Genomic DNA, 18,076 nt, shown 5'->3' on the forward strand with positions numbered 1-18,076 from the left:
GAGGAAATGAGAGGTAAAAGTACCTTTGAATTCGCGCAAGCGCGCTGTACGCAGAAGGAGATTTTTAACCTAACTATTTACTTTAACTTACGCAGCCTATCATTCTCAATATACACCGAAGGAGCAGCCGATGAGTCATCTAAAAGTCTATCAATATCCCAAATGCAGCACATGCCGCAGTGCGGTGAAGTGGTTAAAGGAAGCAGGCCATGAGCTGGAGCTGCAGCATATCGCCGAGCAGCCGCCTACCGTCCAAGAATTGCGGGTGCTGGTGGCGAACAGCGGGCTGGAACTGAAGAAGTTTTTTAATACAAGCGGTGAGGTTTATAAGAACCTTGGGCTGAAGGACAAGCTGCCGGGCCTCAGTGAAGAAGAGCAGCTGGACCTGCTGTCCAAGAACGGCATGCTGATCAAACGTCCGGTTGTCACTGACGGGAAGAAGGTTACTGTGGGCTTTAAGGATGAGCAATTCAGCCAATCCTGGTCTGTATAGCCATCCGGGTTTCCTTGTTGCGAAGGACCGCCCAAGCTATACCGTTAATCCAGTCCGCCGAATCGTAATGTACCTCCGGGACAGCGTTCTGAATTGACAATAGTTTAACCCGGCGTTGATACTGTGATGATTCTTCCGCTTTAAAGTTAAGCATGAGAGCGCCAACTTAAAGCCGCAGGGTAGGAGACGAGGAGAAAACCCTCTATGCGTCAAAGTGAAGGCAGGCCCATTCCGGGTCTGATTGCACCTTGACGGATTGTAGGGTTTTTTGTGCTGCTCAGATTTCACTACGACATTTGGGAGGGTACAATCACCATGCAAAAAGTGCAAAAAGTCCGAAAAGCAAAAAAGCTTGTGAACCTGGTGGCCATTGCCGCTATATTGACCGGCCTATTGGATACGTCATTATTGTCCGGAACCGTTTCGGCTGCCGTGTCCTCAACAGCGGTGTCTGAGTCTTCCTTACCGGCAACAGCAGAGTTGCCAGAATCGGGCCATGCAATTTCGGAATCAGCAGCAGTGATACCTGTAGGGTCAGCAGCTGCCGAGCCTGGAAGAGCGGAAGCTGAGGTCAAACGAACATTGACCGCTCCGGTTATTGACGGCAAACCGGACGAAGGGTTCTGGAGTCTTGACGAGGCATTAAGCGTACGAACAGGGGAGATAGCAGGGGAGAACGGCCGCTTCGGGCTGCTGTGGGACAGCACTTATTTATACATCGCTGTGAATGCGCCTGACAGCACACCGATCCACGACGGTGCGGGGTATTGGTTCGATCAGGACAATCTGAATCTGTTCCTGGACCCGACGCTGCACCGCTCATCCCCTTTTGCTAAGGATGATATGCAGATCGGCATCCTTTACCAGCCGGGCAGCAGCACGCCTGAGTTTCGCTTCGGCGCGGCGCTGAACAATCATCAGGGCAAGGACGAGAAGCAGATACTGCGTTCTATCCACCAGAGCGGAGAGGGCTGGAGCGCAGAAATTGCTGTGCCTTGGGAGATGCTGGGCATGGACCCGCATCTGACGAAGCAATTGGGGCTCGAACTGAGTGTGACTGACCGGCTGGAGAAATCTGACGCCACGGCGCAGCGCACTGGGTATTGGAGCGCCTACAATTCCTCCAGCTTCTGGAATGATACCTCCGGCTATGGAGTCATTACGTTAAATGACGAACAAACGGTCAGCGGGGAGATGAATCCAATACTGTTGGAGGAGAATTTCGACGGTTACGCGGACGGAGCCTTACCCGAAGACTGGATTGCCGACGGGAGTGCAGGCAGCAGCCCGTTTGCGGTAGTCCGGGAGCCGGGGTTGGTAACGGAAGCAACATACGGCTCAAGCCAAGACATTACCAGTATTATGGAAGCAACATACGATTCGGGCCAAGATATTAGTAGGGTTACGGAAGCCGTCTACGGCAATGGCAGATTGCGGTTTGACGGCAATGCCGCCGGACGGCAGGGCCGGATTGCAGCCCCGGTACAGGCGGATCATTATACGATTGAAGCGGATGTCCGCTTCGAGAGTGTGTTGAACAGTGCCCGCTGGGCAGCGCTAATGTTCCGTGTCCCGGCCAACGGCAAACTGCCGTATTACCAGATGGCGGTGCGCCAGAACGGGAAATACGAGCTGGCCTACCGGAAGCCGGACGGCGCCTGGAATGTGATGTCGGACGGAAGCGGTACACCGCTTGCCTTGAACAAGGATTATACCATGAAGGTCCGTGTCTTCGGAGACAACGTCAAGGAATACATCAAGGCCAAGGATGAGGCGGATTATACTCTGCTGCTGGACAAACCGCTTGAAAATGGGCTGCTGGATAAAGGCAAAGTGGGCTTCCAGGTTGATCAGTCGGCGGTTTCTTTTGACAACCTGAAGGTGACACGGATTACAGCCGACCGTCTGGAGCTGGATCTGCCGCAGCAGGCGGAAGCGCTGGCAGGCCCGCTGAAGGTGACAGCTTCGGTGTATTATTCTGACGGACTGATAGAGCCGGTGCAGGCAAATGGCTTGAAGCTGTACTCTTCCGACGAGAGCATTGTGCGGATCGTCAACAATCAGCCGGTGCCGGTCAAAGAAGGGCAGGCAACGGTCACAGCCGTCTACTATCAGGCGGAGGCCAGCCGTCTGCTGACCGTTACGCCTTCCAAGACAGGGGCAAAGGTGCTGAGCCTCAGCCACGAAACCGGCTATGTGCTGGCACAGACAGGCCGGGAGCTGGCTTTTGACGCGTTGACGTTCCACGCAGAATCCAGCGACTACAGCACGGCGGAACTGAAGGGGGCTGCGCTGGAATGGAGCACAGACAGCAAGGGGGTCACTCTCGGCAAGGAAGGGATAGCTGTCGAAGCCGAAGGCATACATCAATTGACCGGGCGCAAAGATGATGCTGTTATCAGGTTAATTCTGGTGGCCAAAAAACCGGAAGCCAAGGAATACGTGCTGTTTGAGGATAACTTTGACAGCACGCCCGAGGAGACGCTGCCTGACGGCTGGACAAGGGTGCAGGGCATGACAGCCGGCAAAGCTGCCGTGAAGGGTGGAGCGCTGGAGCTGAACGCCACTGCGGCCCCGGACAACCCAATACGCTTAATGCTGCCGGATTATCTAAGCCTGTTTGGCAACTATGTGATTGAAGCTGATGTCACCCACACGGACGCACTGAATGCCTCACGCTGGAATTCGGTGATGTTCCGGGTCCAGCAGGGGGATTATCCGTATTACCAGATGGCAGTACGCAAAGATCCTTCCGCTGCCAATGGTGTGGAATTCGCCGAGCGGACACCGGCTAATCAATGGAATGTAATGGAGAGAGGCTCATATACGGAGCCGCTGGCTGAAGGTGCCCCGCTGCACTATACGATCAAAGCTTACGGAAACCAGGTTCAGGAGTGGATCGGCAATCAGCTGATTATCGAATCGCTTAAGGCGAACAGTTATGCCAAAGGCGGGATTGGCCTGCAGGCGGACAGCAGCAGGATGCGGGTTGATAATCTTCGGGTGACCTTGCTGGAAGAACCACTGCCGGCACCTGTCATCGAACCCTTCATTAAGGTGGCCGCACCGCAAACGCAAATTGCACTCGCCCCGACGATTGTCACAGAGATTAAGCAGTCAAGCGACCTGGGCAAGCTGGCCGAAGACCAGCTTCCGGCCACGGCAATCCTGCATCTGAACCCGGAGCTGATGGTGATTGAGCCGGGAACCGGGGCAGAAATTGCTGCTCTGCCTGAGGTGCTGGCGGCGGCCGCGGACCGGGTAATCCCTGCTTTTTATGTCCATGATGCGCTGACTGTGGACCGGCTGGTACAGATGCTGCGGGAGCGCGGGTTGGAGGACGTGTTCGTGGTTTCGGAGCAAGGGGAATGGATTAAGCGAGCCAGGGCGGCTTACCCGATGGCACGCGGTATACTCGACTTTACCGCTGCCGGGAATCCGGGGCCGGAGGAGCTGCTGGACATGCGCCGTGCCACAGCGGCCAGCGGGGCGAGAGTAGCGCTGCTGGCTGAGAATGCCGCGACCCGCGAGAATACGGCGTATCTGCAGAAGCTGGCGGTAATGGTCTGGAGTGAGGCGAAGGCGCCTGCGCCTTCCGGTACGACAGCCGGATTGCATCAATTGATCACAGCCGGCGTGAACGGTCTGGTAACTGATTTGCCTGCTGCGGCACATGCGGCGCTGGAGCTGTACAACCGCGATACCACGCTGATCCGCAAGGTGTATATCATTGGACACCGCGGGATGCCTTCCGTGTCGCCGGAGAATACGATCGAAAGCAATAGTATGGCACTGGATGCCGGAGCGGATTTTATCGAAAATGACATGTTCCTGACTACGGACGGACATCTGATCATTACGCACTCCCCGGTGCTGGAAACCACAACGGACGGCAGCGGACCGGTGGAGAATTATTCACTGGAGCAGCTTAAAACCTATAATGCCAACAAGACTTACCCGGAGGGCTTCCCGCTCGTGAGAATGCCGACCCTGGATGAACAGCTGGAGCTGGCGCGTTCGCGCGGCAAGCTGGTGTATGCCGAGATCAAAACGCAGACGCCGGAGGCGGTGGATGCTTTTGTCCGCACAGTGAAGGCGCATAAAGCAGAGGACATTGTAAATGTGATGTCTTTCCATCCAGCCCAGCTGGAGCGGTTGAATAAACTGATGCCGGAGATTCCCGCCGGACTGCTGACCGGTTATATCGCCAGCGAAAATAACGTGGAAGGCTCGCTGCGGGATACGCTGAAGACGGTGTCGAAGCTTAATCTGACCTTTAATACGGATTACAGCGGGCTTGGACCGAAGTTCATGGAGGCGGCGGCACACCGTGGCCTGCTGATCTCACCCTGGACGCTTAATAAACGCGAGGACGTGATCCGCTTCCTGAAGCTTGGAGCTTTTGGCATCACTACGGACTATGCTTACTGGGCGTCCGATTGGGCAGCATCACTGAGTGCGAAGACAGCCAAGATTGAACTGAATCCAGGTGAGGAGCAGAAGCTGGAAGCCATCGTTGAGACCTATAAGGGTGAGCGCAAGGAGATCATGCCTGAGCTTGTATTCCTGGATGGGCAGGAGCTGCTGCAGGCGGACGGAAGCCGGGTGAATGCCCGGAAACCGGGAACCGCCCATGTGCTGCTGCGTTACTCTGCTTCCATTGAAAACGGGGGCACGTATGATCTGTATTCGCAGCCGGTGGAAATTACGGTAAAAAGTGCCGCGGGCCCGACGTCCACCCCAACGCCGACAGCGACATCAACGCCGACAGCAACACCGTCGGCAACACCGACATCAACGCCGACAGCAACACCATCACCGACACCAGCAGCTACTTTGGTACCAGGTTCAGGAGCCGGTGGGTACAATCCTCCGGTTGCATCGTCTGGAGCGGGATATACGAGCGTGCCTGGAACAGTTGGCGTGACCCCTTCCCCGGCAGTGCCTGTGCTTGAAGCGGTGGATGGCACAGTAGAGCCTGCTGTTCTGGAACAAGCGTTCCGCAACTCCGTGCAAGTGGCAGTTAACTTCACCGGCGATGCCCTGGAGCTTCCGGCAGCTGTATTGCAGAACGCCGCGCACAGCGGGGCTCTGCTGAAGGTAACCCATACTGAAGCGAAGGCCGGATACATGCTCCCGCTGGAGCAGCTGCAGCTTGAACAGCAGGCTGCCGCGCTGGGCACAGGCTTGCAGGAGATGAAGCTTAAGGTTACCATCCGCAGGCTGGATGGAGCAGCAGCGGCGGCAGTAACCCGTGCCGTGGAGCTGGCCGGCGGCCGGCAAATGGCCGCTGCGGTAGAGTTTAATCTTGAAGCGATGTCAGACGTCCGCTCAACTCCGGTCTTATCCGGTTCCCGTTATCTCACGCGTTCGCTGGTCCTGGACTCGCCGGCTGGCAGCACGGCAACTGGAATAATGTTCTCGCCGGAGAAGGGAACTCTGTCCTTCGTGCCCGCCAGTTTCACAGGTGATGGAACGGAGGGAATGCTGCACCAGATCCAGAGCGGCAGCAGCATCCTGAGCGTCATGACGCTGGATACATCTTTCCGTGACCTGAATGGCCACTGGGCTGAGCGGCAGGCGAAGCAGCTGGCAGACAAATTGCTGCTGAACGGAACCGGCGGCGGCCGTTTTGAACCGGATCGTGCGGTAACCCGGGCGGAATTTGCTGCCATGCTGGCGCGCGCGCTGGCCCTGCCAGCTGCCCAAGGCAGCGGAAAGACGGCAGCCTGGCCGGATGTTCAGCCTGCGGACTGGTTCGCAGGCGACGTATCTGCCGCCGCTGCTGCCGGCCTGATCAGCGGCTTCGGCGACGGAACTCTCCGTCCGGATGCCAAGGTGACCCGCAGTGAGCAAGCAATGATGCTGGCCCGGGCCCTGCGCTATATCGGGCAGGACGGCGCGGCTGGCGGTGCAGCTGCGGAATCAGCGCCAGCCCTGGAGAAGTTCAAGGATGCGGCAGGCATCTCTTGGGGGCATGAGGAATGGAACTTGGTCATTCAAGCCGGATTAATGAACGGTGTATCGCAAGAGCTGCTGATGCCGGGAATGAGCGCCACCCGCGCCCAATCGGCCGTGCTGCTGCAGCGGTTCCTGAGCTTGGCGGGCTTCATCCAATGAAGTGCTGGCGGGACTGCGGTCCCGCCGTTTAATACCGCGCTGACAAACGGCTGTTACAATGGTCAATATTCACTGGCACAGAAGGGGGATAACAGGTGAAGAACGGACTGTTTGCTGGAAGCGGCAACCATAGGATTATACCGGCAGTGCGCAAGGCCGAAGACCTGCAGAAGGCTTGCGACAGCGAGTGGCCGATGATTTTTCTGCTGATCGGCGACCTGTTCACTGTGAAGCAATATGTGAGGCAGGGCCTGGAAGCCGGCAAGAAGGTTTTCCTGCATGTCGATTTCATCGGCGGGTTGGGGAGCGATCCGCTGGTGGTCAAATATATTGCCGAGAAGATTGGCCCGACCGGCATTATCTCCACCAAGAACCATATGGTCAAGCAGGCTAAGAAAAGCGGGCTTCTGGCGATCCAGCGCCTGTTCCTGATCGACACCTCCGCGCTGGAGCACGGCATCAACAACGTGCGCCAGAATGAATCGGATGCGCTTGAAGTCATGCCGGGGCTGATCCCCAGGGTCATTACCGAGCTGAGCAGCAGCACTTCCCGCCCTATCATTGCCGGTGGGCTGATCAAGGATCATCAGGAGATTCAGACAGCTCTCCAAGCGGGAGCGAGTGCAGTGTCAATGGGCAACCCGGAGCTTTGGCACAGTTTTGCACAAGCTTAACCTGGAGTTAATATCAGGATGACACGGTTTGTTTATAGTGAAGAAGTAAGCGTAAGTGAACACCATTCAATTTCATAATCAAGGGTCGGAGACGAAGAGAAAACCCTTATGCAGCTTATGTAGACGGCGGATTTATCATGCCCGCTTACTGTGCTGGATACAGGGTTTTTTGGTTTGTTTCCTTTAAGGAGGCTGCTTTCCCATTGCAGGATGTGCTTGCGTACGAGACGTATTTTTTTGATTTGGACGGCACCATTTTTATTGGCGACCTGCTGCTGCCGGGAGTGAAGCAGACCCTGCAGTATCTAAGGGAACAGGGGAAACAGGTGTTGTTCCTGAGCAATACCACTATTCGGACCCGGGAAGAATGCCGGAACCGGCTAAGGCTGATGGGGATTGAAGCCCATACGGAGGAAGTGGTGACGGCGGCTTCGGTATCTGCGGCGTATTTCCGGGAAATGCAGGAAATGAACCACAGGCCGCAGGTGCTGGTGATTGGCGAGCAGGCGCTAAAATATGAGATGGCCGGCGGAGGGACGGTACTTACCGATGAACCTATGGAAGCCACACATGTGCTGGTCGGGATGGACCGCGATTTCGATTATGAGAAGCTGCACCGGGCGATGAAGGCTGTCCGGGCGGGCGCCTATCTGATTGCCGCGAACCCCGATCCGAATTGTCCGGTAGTGGGCGACCTGCTTCCCGATACCTGGTCCATGGTCAAGGCCATTGAGGCAGCCAGCTGCGGCACTGTACAAGAGATTATCGGCAAGCCCTCCGCCTATTATGCGGAGAAGGTGCTGGAGCAGAGCGGGACCCGCCGGGAGAACTGTCTGATGGTCGGAGACCGGATGGATACGGATATCCGGTTTGGCCTGAGCCACGGCATCAATACTGCATTGGTGTTGACCGGAGTGACCGCGAGAGAGGATCTGGAGCAATATTCGACCATGCCGGATCATATCTGGACCTCAATGTCGGAGATGCTGCAGGATCATTTGCGCCTGTCCTGATTGTAGCGGCACTGCACAACAGGATTGCAAAGAAATTCCCATGTTTGCCAGAGCAAGAGGATCTGCCGTCCGCAGAGGGCTGCCGGTCGTTCTGCTACTTATGAATAGATAAATGGAGGAGATCACAGGATGCGTAAAGTCAATGTAACGGTTATGGCGGCTGCACTAGGAATGTCGGTATTGGCAGGCTGCGGCAACAACACAAACACAAACAACAATAATGCCGCTGGCAATGGCAGCGGGACCGGGGCTGGTGAAGCCGCAGCAGCACCGGCGGGTAACGGAACCAAGACGGAGCTGACTTACTATTACCCGATTGCTGTCGGAGGACCGCTGACGGCTACCATTGAAGCGATGACTGCAGATTTTATGAAGGAGAACCCCGACATTGTGGTTAAGCCGGTATACACCGGCAGCTATGCTGATACAGCGGTCAAAACCCAAGCCGGAGTCCAGTCGAAACAGCCGCCCGATGTAGCGGTATTGCAGTCCACGGAGCTGTTCAGCCTGCTGGATATGGATGCGATTATTCCGCTGGACGAGTTCATCGCACAGGAGGGCGGAGACACTTATTTGTCTGACTTCTATCCCGCTTTTATGGAGAATTCCCAGACTGAGGGCAAAACCTACAGTATTCCGTTCCAGCGCAGCACCATCGTTCTGTATTACAACAAGGATAAGTTCAAGGCCGCCGGGCTGGACCCGGAGAAGCCGCCTGCAACCTGGGCAGAGATGCAGGAATACGCGGTCAAGCTGGCCGGTGACGGCAAGTGGGGGCTGGAGATTCCGGTGACCGGCTACGCCTATTGGATGCTTCAGACCTTCGCGCTGCAGAACGGCAACAATCTGATGACTCCTGACGGCAAAAAAGTAATGTTCAACACTCCGGAGAACGTCGAGGGACTCCAGTATTGGGTCGATCTGGCGGCGAAGCACAAGGCTATGCCTGGCGGTGTAACCGATTGGAGCACGGTGCCTTCCGACTTCCTGGAAGGAAAAACCGCGATGATGTACCATACCACCGGCAACCTGACCAATGTTAAGAAAAATGCGTCTTTTGACTTCGGTGTCAGCTTCCTGCCGGCGCAGAAGCAATACGGCAGCCCTACCGGCGGCGGCAACTTCTATATTTTCAAGGATATCGACAAGAAGAAGCAGGAAGCAGCCTGGAAATTCGTCAAGTTCATGACTGAAACCGAACGTGCGGCGCAGTGGAGTATCGATACCGGCTATGTGGCGGTGAAGAAATCGGCATATGAAACTGAGCGGATGAAGGCTTATGCTGCTGAGTTCCCGGCTGCGCTGATTGCCCGTGACCAGCTGGAATATGCATCCGCTGAATTGTCGACACACAACAACGGCAGAATTGTCAAAATCCTCAGTGACTCCGTACAGGCGGCGCTCACCAATGAGCTGACACCGGCGGAGGCCCTGCAGAAAGCGCAGAATGAAGCGGACCAGGCCCTGGCTTCTTTTAATAAATAAATGAATGCAAGGCTGAGAAGAAACGGGTTCGCCTGGCTGCTGCTGCTGCCCTCACTGTTGTTTCTGCTGCTGTTCACCTTCTATCCGATTGCGCTGACGCTGCGGCTGAGCCTTTTTCAGGCGGATCTGTCCACGCCGGAGCCCGTCTTCACCGGTCTCGACAATTACCGTACGATGTTTCAAGACGAGGTCTTCCGCAAGGTTATGGGCAATAATGTGCTGTTTGCGCTGGGGACGGTTCCACTCGGAATCGCTCTGGCGCTTCTGATGGCAGTCTTCGCCAACAAGGCGCTGCATGGCAGAGGTTTTATGCGTTCAGCATTCTTTTATCCGACGTTGATCCCCATGATTGCAGTAGCTAATATTTGGCTTTTTATTTATACACCGGAATATGGATTGATGAGCCGGCTGCTGTCCTGGTTCGGTGTGAATGATATCAACTGGCTGGGCACACCGGGCCTGGTGATGTGGGCGATGATCCTGATGATTATCTGGAAGGAAGCGGGATTCTTTATGATTTTTTATCTCGCCGGTCTGCAAAATATCTCGAAAGAGCTGTATGAAGCCGCACATGTCGATGGGGTGGGCCGGTTCACCGTGTTCCGCAAAATCACTTTCCCGCTGCTGATGCCGACTACGCTGTTCGTAAGTATTGTTGCGCTCACCAACGCCTACAAGCTTGTCGACCACCTGATGATCATGACCCGGGGCGGCCCCAATAACGCCAGCAATCTGCTGCTTTATTACATTTATGAAACAGCGTTCAGCTATTGGGACCAGGGAATGGCGTCGGCGCTGACGGTGGTGATGATTGCCGTACTGCTGCTGATTGCGGCTGTGCAGTTCTTTGGCCTGGACCGGAGAATTCACTATAACTAAATCTGCATGGCTGCCGGAAGGAGGGCAATTCTATGAAAACCAAATTCACATCCAGACTCGGAAATCTACTGATGCTGGCCCTCGCGGCCTTCTGGCTGATCCCGCTGCTCTGGATGACGGTGACAGCGTTCCGTCCCCGTCAAGCAGCGCTGTCGGGCCTGTTCTCGCTGGACTTCACTCTGGGCAATTTCGCTACGGTCTGGTCTGCCGCGCCCTTTGCCACGTATTATCTCAACACCATTCTGATTGTGGTGTGCGTGTTTGCTGTGCAAATGCTGACGGCCAGCATGGCCGCTTTTGCTTTTGCCCGTGTACCCTTTGGCGGCAGCAGCATAGTGTTCCTGCTGTTTCTGGTGCAGATTATGATTCCCGCCGATGTGCTGATCTTCCCCAATTACAACGTTCTGAAGCAGTTGTCGCTGCTCGACACCAAGCTGGGCATTATGCTGCCGTTTCTGGCTTCGGCGTTCGGAATCTTTCTGCTGCGCCAGGTATTTAAGACGATTCCAACCGAGCTGGAAGAGGCGGCGCTGATCGAGGGCTGCAGCCCATGGCAGGTCCTGTGGAAAATTTATTTCCCGCTGGCCCGGCCCACCTATGTGGCCTTCGCACTCGTCTCGATCAGCTATCAGTGGAATAACTTTCTCTGGCCGCTGATTATCACCAATTCGGTGGAGAACCGGCCGCTTACGGTGGGGCTGTCGATCTTTGCCCAATCGTTCGAGATTGGGGTGCAGTGGACGGAGGTCAGCGCGGCTACACTGCTGGTGATCACCCCGCTGCTGCTGATCTTCCTGGTGTTCCAGCGCCAGTTCATTGAGAGCTTCATACATTCAGGTATTAAATAGAGCTGTTCAAGGAGGAGTTCGGATGATGTCTTTACAGAACTGCGCGGTCTCTACTTATGTCTACATCGGCCGTCCGCTGGCAGAGGCTATTGAATTACTGGCCGCAGAGGGCTGGAAGCACATCGAGATTATGTGCGAAGGCAGGCATGGGGAGCTGCTGGAATGGACGGCAGACCAGTTGGCTTCACTGGCCCGCAAAGGCAAGGACCTTGGCATCCGCTGGAGTATTCATGCGCCGATTACCGGCTGCAATCCGGCGGCAGCGGACGGGCAGCAGCGTGCGGAGGCGGAAACGCTGCTGCTGAATACGCTGCGTGTTGCAGAAGTGCTGGACTGCAGCTATGTGGTGCTGCATGCGGGCGAGCTGTCTGCTGAGGGCGCGGAGGAAACAGGGGCGGAACCCGGGGCGGCATCGCTGCCGGAAGAGGCAGCGGTAATGGCAGGCCCCGGAGCGGCTTCCGCTGGTTCACGGGAAGCGGCCAAGGCGCGGGTGGTGCGTTTCCTCCAGCGGATACTGGCGGAGACTGCCGGTTCTGCGGCGGTTATCGCGCTGGAGAATGTTCCCCCGTACCCCGGGCTGCTGGGGACGGAGGTCACTGAGCTGCTGGAGCTGGCCGCACGGGTGAATTCCTCCCGCATAGGCCTGGTGTTCGACAGCGGCCATGCCCTGATGGCAGGCAGGGAACGCTGCCTGCTGATGCTGCAGCAGGCGATGCCCCGCCTGGTCGCGCTGCACCTCAGCGACAATGCCGCAGAGCAGGATGAGCACCTGGGACTCGGCCAGGGCAAGGTGCCGCTGGAGGCGATGCTGGCCGGGCTGGCGGCAGGCGGATTCAATGGGGCCTGGGTGCTTGAGCTGCGGCATCCCGGAGATCTGCTGCCGTCCGCAGCCAAACTTCACCATTTACGGAAGCAATACCAGGCTGTCTATGGCATTGAACCTGTCCCGGGAATAAGGTAGACTTGATAGAGGAATGCATGTTCCAATATCAATAAAGCAGGTGTTACACACAATGAGTCCAGAAACAAAGGAACGGGTAATGATCGTCGACGGAATGGCTCTGCTGTTCCGGGCTTTCTATGCGACCGCCTATGGAGGATATATCCGCAAGACCAAAGCCGGACTGCCGACGAATGCAGTATACGGGTTTTTGCAGTATTTTTTCGATGCGGTCAGCACGTTTGAGCCTTCCCATGTGGTCTGCTGCTGGGATATGGGCAAGGGGACCTTCCGCACGGAGAAGTATGACGGCTACAAATCGAACCGGATCGATGCCCCGCTGGAGCTGATTCCGCAGTTTGACCTGGTCAAAGAGGTAGTCGCCGAGCTGGGGGTACCAAATATTGGACTGGCAGGTTATGAAGCGGATGACTGCATCGGCACGCTGGCTTCGTGCTACAGCGGGGAATCCGAGGTGTATATTCTGACCGGGGATCATGACATGCTGCAGCTGGTGAGCGACAGCGTTAAGGTTGTGATTATGAAAAAAGGCCGCTCCAATTACAAGGTGTACGATCCGGCGGAGCTGCTGGAGGAAAGAGGGCTTACCCCGGCCCAGGTCATTGACCTGAAGGGTTTCATGGGCGATACCAGCGACAATTACCCGGGCGTTCGCGGTATCGGGGAGAAGACCGCGCTGAAGCTTCTGACGGAATACGGCACCATAGAAGGTGTGATTGAGAATCTTCACCTGCTGCCCAAAGGGGTGCGGGCCAAAATCGAAGCCGACCTCGACATGCTCCATCTGTCCCGCGAGCTGGCCGAAATCCGCTGTGATGTGCCGGTCGTCTGTACACTTGCAGAATGCCTGTGGGAGCTGCAGCGGGAGAAAGCCGCACGCAAATTCCAGGAGCTGGAGTTCGGCAGCCTGATGCATCTTGTCGGCTCGGTGAAGGATGAACGGGGGATTGTGCAGATCGAGCTGGGGGATTTGGGTTAAGACCAGATTCTCTGTTCAGCAGGCCGTAATACTGACGACATATCTCCGGATTACAGCAGAAGCGCTTCCTGAGCCGACAACGGCAGGGAAGCGTTTTTTTGTTGTTGACGGATGCGAAGCAAGCCCTTTATAATATTAATATAATTATTAAGTAGTTAATAAATATATTAACTTAAAGAGAGGCGGCATAGAAATGGCTCAGCGTGTTGTGCTTCATACGGATATCCGCAAGGGAACGATTAACCGGAATATTTATGGTCATTTTTCCGAGCATTTAGGGCGTTGCATTTATGAAGGCATCTGGGTAGGGGAGGACTCTCCGATTCCGAACACCAAGGGCATCCGCAATGATGTTGTGGAAGCGCTTAAGGAGATCAAGGTGCCGGTGCTGCGCTGGCCGGGCGGCTGTTTTGCCGATGAATATCACTGGAAGGACGGCATCGGGGCGCGCGAAGGCCGCAAACGGATGATTAATACGCATTGGGGCGGCACGGTGGAGAACAACCATTTTGGAACGCATGAATTCATGGAGCTGTGCGCCATGCTGGGATGTGAACCATACATCAACGGCAATGTGGGCAGCGGAACGGTGCAGGAAATGTCTGAATGGGTGGAATACCTGACCTTTAACGGTGTCTCTCCGATGGCTGAGCTGCGCACGAAGAATGGCCGGGAAGAGGCCTGGGCTGTGAAGTATTTTGGCGTGGGCAATGAAAACTGGGGCTGCGGCGGCAATATGCGTCCTGAATATTACGCTGACTTGTACCGCCAATACCAGACGTATGTGCGCAACTACGGGGACAACCGGATTCACCGGATCGCCTGCGGCCCGAATGCGGATGATTATCACTGGATGGAAGTGCTGATGCGCGAAGCCACGCGGTTTATGGACTCAATCACGCTGCATTACTACACCGTTCCTGGTGCTACTTGGGAGCAGAAGGGTGCGGCTACCGGTTTTGATACTGCGGAATATTTCACCACTCTGGAAAAAGCGCTGCGCATGGAAGAGCTGGTGACCCGCCACAGCGTCATTATGGACAAATATGATCCGGAGAAAAGAGTCGGCCTGATCGTCGATGAATGGGGAACCTGGTATGATGTGGAGCCGGGCACGAACCCTGGTTTCCTGTACCAGCAGAACTCGATCCGCGATGCGCTGGTTGCCGGACTGACGCTGAATATTTTCCACAAGCACAGCGACCGTGTGCGGATGGCGAACATTGCCCAGACGATTAATGTGCTGCAGGCTGTCATTCTTACCGAAGGCGAAAAAATGCTGCTGACTCCGACTTATCATGTATTCAACATGTACAAAGTGCATCAGGATGCCGAACTGCTGGATCTGACGCTGGACAGCGGGTCTTACAGCTTTGACGGCAAGGACATTCCGGAAGTCTCGGCGTCGGCTTCAGTGACAGCAGAAGGTGTGATTCATGTCAGCTTGTGCAACCTGAATCATGCGGCTGCGGCTGTACTTCCGCTGGAGCTGCGCGGCCTTGCCGGTCAAGCGGTGGATATTGCCGGCACTACGCTTGCCGGGGCAACCATTGATGCCCATAACTCGTTCAGCGAGCCGGAAGCGGTTGTTCCGCAGCCGTTCACAGCCTTTAAGCTGGAAGGGGATACGATTACTGTCGAGCTGCCGGCAATGTCGGTAACGGTACTGAAAATTACACCGAAGGCTTGATCAAAGGAGCACGGCTATGACCACTACCTCTGCCTGCAAAGGCTGCCGGGATGATTATAAGGTCACGGAAGCGCAGATCGCCCGTATACTGGCGTCCCCGATGTTCAATGAAGGCAACACCGCGTCAGATCAGGTGTATGCGGAGCGGGTCGCACTTTGCAGTACCTGCCCGAAGCTGCAGGATGGTGTAACCTGCACCGCCTGCGGCTGCATCATTCCGGTTGTGGCCCGGCTGAAGGCGCGCGGCTGTCCGCTTCCCGGCGGCGGCCTGTGGCAGCCGGTTAACGGCTAAGCGCGGCGCGCGCGTGTCCTTGGGTCAGGCTGTACAGAATACAGCATGGCATGGGCTCTGCAATATAAATTAGGCCGGAACTCGCATTCTGTTGCACTTTCTGCAGCAGAAAACCCATAAATCGGCCGAAAAGCCCAATCTATTGCACTCTGTACATTAGAATTCTCAGGAGAAGCTGTTTTTGACTCTAAACCTGGAAAATGATTGCACAAAATACAGCAGAATGCGATTCGACGCAGAACAATCAGCATTCTATTGCACGAAGTGCAGTCATGCCAAAAATCAACTGATCCACAATGAAGATCACAGAACAGATTTCAAATTCACTCTGTACTTGTATAACCCAGAATCCCCGATCCTTCGCTGGCTTGATCCGCTGCGGAAGATCGGGGATTCTTCATTGTAACCCTCTTATGGCTCCCGATTTAAGGTATTCCGGCAGCGTCGGGACTGTTGGATATGCCGGATATTTCCGTATAGAACAGTTCAACCAGCATGTCCTGGTTATAGTTGCCGAATCCTTTGCCGAATAGGGTCAGCCCGCCGATATGCTCGGCATCCTCCTCCACGGATAGCCTGAACGTCCACTGCTTGCTGCGGATGTCCACTTGATCCAGCGTGATCCCGGACAGCTTTTGTCCATCCATATACGTCCCCTTGGGGGTAACCCGCAGCTGTTTGAGCAGCCCGTATTGGTTTGTGAGCGCGGGCCACCAGGACGGCGTATATTTGCCTCTGCTGTCTCCGTAGTCTCCGGGACTGGTCCAGAAGCCCAGCTTCGTTCCGTTCAAAGTAAAGGTGATATCCGAAGGCCAATTATTATTGATGGACGGGGCCTCGGAGGCGATTTCCATAGTAATGACAAGCTCCTCCGGCTGTTCGCTGGTTAGGAGGAAGTTGGGGATTTTGTATTCGACATAGCCTTTGCCGAACCAGAGGATGCCTGCATTCATCCGCTCCAGATCCCAGAAGTAGCGCGGGTCGTCAAAATTGCCGATGACCTTCTCTGTCGTTGCCAGCCCGCAGGTCGGTTCGATCCGGAAGTCGGAGTAGAGGCCGACCGGTATCTCTTTGCGGTGGCTTTTGCGTTCCGCTGTGGCTTGAGCTGGGAAAATGATCTCTGCGCTTTCAGCCGCCAGCGTGCAGATTTTTTGCAAGCCGCTCCGCCCGGGAGCCATATGTGTCCGGATCAGCCCGGCCGCTTCCAGCTTGCGGACATGCATCGTCATGATCGCGCTGCTGAGCTGGGCTGCCGCTGCCAGCTCCTTGACGTTCATCGGCTGAATGGCGAGCAGGCGGAGCATGCGGAGGCGCACGGCGCTTGATAAAGCTTCGTAGACTGGCAGGGATTCTTCGGTAAGATCCAGTTTCATAGGACGCCTCCGGGTTCAGGTTTGTATAGTTAACAATTATATTATTCAAATGAGGTTATTACAAGCTTCTCTCCTCTCGATGGACACCTCCACTTTTATCACAGACACCTTAAGCCATGTCCGCTATGATGTACAGGATGAATTAGCGATGAAACAAGGTGCCTTTGATTCACATCAAGGGATAACAGGGAATCGGGTGCAACTCCCGAGCGGTCCCGCCACTGTAAGGAAGAGCCGGCTTTCAACAGGTCACTCGGTTGCTCCGGGGAAGACGAAGGCCAGCGATGATCCCGAGCCAGGAGACCTACCTTGTTTGCGCACACACGACTCTACGCGGATAGGAGCGGTGTACGAATGGATGGAGAGATAAGGGTGTGCTGCTTATTATGGCGGCGGAGCAGCCTTCTCTTTGTGATCCGGATACGTACATGATACTCCCACCCCCAGGGGCGGGAGTTTTTGGTTTGACGCCGCACACAAAAATCAAGCAGGAGGTGCAAGATGAACAAACGGAGCTATTGGCGTTTTGCGTGGCTGACCGGCATATTTGCCGTTTATTTTTTGCTCAATGAGCCGGGTACGGCGGAAGCAATGCACATTATGGAGGGTTTTTTACCGGTTGGCTGGGCGGTGTTCTGGTGGGTTGCTTTTCTGCCTTTCTTTTTCCTTGGCGTCCGCAAGCTCACAAGGATGACCCGGGACAACCCGGAGCTGAAGCTGCTGCTGGGTTTATCCGGAGCATTCACCTTTGTGCTCTCTGCGCTCAAAATGCCCTCGGTAACCGGAAGCAGCTCTCATCCGACGGGGACGGGACTTGGCGCAGTGATGCTGGGTCCGCTGCCGATGAGTGTGACCGGTTCCATTGTGCTGCTGTTCCAGGCGCTGCTGCTGGCGCACGGCGGAATCACCACGCTTGGCGCGAACGCCTTCTCCATGGCAGTGGCCGGGCCTTTTGCCGGTTATGCGGTGTATAAGCTGATTATGAAGCTTGGCGAACGCGAAAAGCTGGCGGTATTCTGCGCGGCTGCGGCAGCGGATCTGATGACCTATGTGGTCACATCCTTTCAGCTTGCGGTGGCTTTTCCGTCTGCGGATGGCGGTATGCTGGCTTCCATGGTGAAATTCGGCGGTATTTTTGCCGTGACCCAGATTCCGCTGGCGGTCAGCGAGGGGCTGTTGACGGTATTGCTGTGGAACTGGCTGAAGGTCTACAGCTCACAGGAGCTGTCCCTGCTTAAACGGGGAGCCAAGGGAGGAAACACACTGTGA

At 55.6% G+C, this 18,076-nt stretch carries 13 protein-coding genes and 1 riboswitch; of the genes, 12 read left to right on the top strand and 1 reads right to left on the bottom strand.

Going from position 1 to position 18,076, the window contains the following annotated elements; all coding sequences use genetic code 11:
- Positions 1-130: 130 nt before the first annotated feature.
- From BLQ82_RS15165 to BLQ82_RS15215, 11 genes are all read left to right on the top strand, one after another.
- Positions 131-493: an arsenate reductase family protein gene (locus BLQ82_RS15165; protein WP_062524784.1), complete on the top strand. Its 363-nt coding sequence runs from the start codon at positions 131-133 to the stop codon at positions 491-493.
- A gap of 315 nt (positions 494-808) precedes the next feature.
- A complete protein-coding gene (locus BLQ82_RS15170; protein WP_062524782.1) occupies positions 809-6,613 on the top strand; it encodes a glycerophosphodiester phosphodiesterase family protein in 5,805 nt (1,934 codons plus the stop codon).
- 95 nt (positions 6,614-6,708) lie between these two features.
- On the top strand, positions 6,709-7,287 hold the full coding sequence (locus BLQ82_RS15175) for a glycerol-3-phosphate responsive antiterminator (RefSeq protein ID WP_025707427.1): 579 nt from the start codon (positions 6,709-6,711) through the stop codon (positions 7,285-7,287).
- 212 nt (positions 7,288-7,499) lie between these two features.
- Positions 7,500-8,300, top strand: a complete 801-nt coding sequence (locus BLQ82_RS15180) for an HAD-IIA family hydrolase (protein WP_244280824.1) — start codon at positions 7,500-7,502, stop codon at positions 8,298-8,300.
- Positions 8,301-8,429: 129 nt separating this feature from the next.
- Positions 8,430-9,785, top strand: coding sequence for an ABC transporter substrate-binding protein (locus BLQ82_RS15185; RefSeq protein WP_062524778.1), 1,356 nt, complete (start codon positions 8,430-8,432; stop codon positions 9,783-9,785).
- Positions 9,786-10,664 carry a carbohydrate ABC transporter permease gene (locus BLQ82_RS15190; RefSeq protein WP_062524776.1) on the top strand — a complete coding sequence of 293 codons (879 nt, stop codon included), beginning with the start codon at positions 9,786-9,788 and terminating at the stop codon, positions 10,662-10,664.
- Between the two features lie 32 nt (positions 10,665-10,696).
- A complete protein-coding gene (locus BLQ82_RS15195) occupies positions 10,697-11,512 on the top strand; it encodes a carbohydrate ABC transporter permease (protein WP_062524774.1) in 816 nt (271 codons plus the stop codon).
- 22 nt (positions 11,513-11,534) lie between these two features.
- Positions 11,535-12,473, top strand: a complete 939-nt coding sequence (locus BLQ82_RS15200) for a sugar phosphate isomerase/epimerase family protein (protein WP_062524772.1) — start codon at positions 11,535-11,537, stop codon at positions 12,471-12,473.
- Positions 12,474-12,525: 52 nt separating this feature from the next.
- Positions 12,526-13,452 carry a 5'-3' exonuclease gene (locus BLQ82_RS15205; RefSeq protein WP_062524770.1) on the top strand — a complete coding sequence of 309 codons (927 nt, stop codon included), beginning with the start codon at positions 12,526-12,528 and terminating at the stop codon, positions 13,450-13,452.
- Positions 13,453-13,645: 193 nt separating this feature from the next.
- A complete protein-coding gene (locus BLQ82_RS15210) occupies positions 13,646-15,142 on the top strand; it encodes an alpha-N-arabinofuranosidase (RefSeq protein WP_062524768.1) in 1,497 nt (498 codons plus the stop codon).
- A gap of 16 nt (positions 15,143-15,158) precedes the next feature.
- On the top strand, positions 15,159-15,434 hold the full coding sequence (locus BLQ82_RS15215) for a DUF6171 family protein (protein ID WP_062524766.1): 276 nt from the start codon (positions 15,159-15,161) through the stop codon (positions 15,432-15,434).
- A gap of 425 nt (positions 15,435-15,859) precedes the next feature.
- Here the strand turns inward: BLQ82_RS15215 and BLQ82_RS15225 are convergent, their stop codons facing one another.
- Positions 15,860-16,807, bottom strand: coding sequence for an ArsR/SmtB family transcription factor (locus tag BLQ82_RS15225; protein ID WP_062524762.1), 948 nt, complete (start codon positions 16,805-16,807; stop codon positions 15,860-15,862).
- A 139-nt stretch (positions 16,808-16,946) separates the two neighbouring features.
- Positions 16,947-17,133: riboswitch (cobalamin riboswitch) on the top strand.
- A gap of 175 nt (positions 17,134-17,308) precedes the next feature.
- Between BLQ82_RS15225 and BLQ82_RS15230 the strand changes: the two genes are divergently transcribed.
- Entirely contained in the window at positions 17,309-18,076 is a 768-nt protein-coding gene (locus BLQ82_RS15230; RefSeq protein ID WP_062524760.1) for an energy-coupling factor ABC transporter permease, read from the top strand.

Origin of the sequence: Paenibacillus jilunlii, from assembly GCF_900102965.1 — a bacterium.
Taxonomy (GTDB): Bacteria; Bacillota; Bacilli; order Paenibacillales; family Paenibacillaceae; genus Paenibacillus_AQ; species Paenibacillus_AQ jilunlii.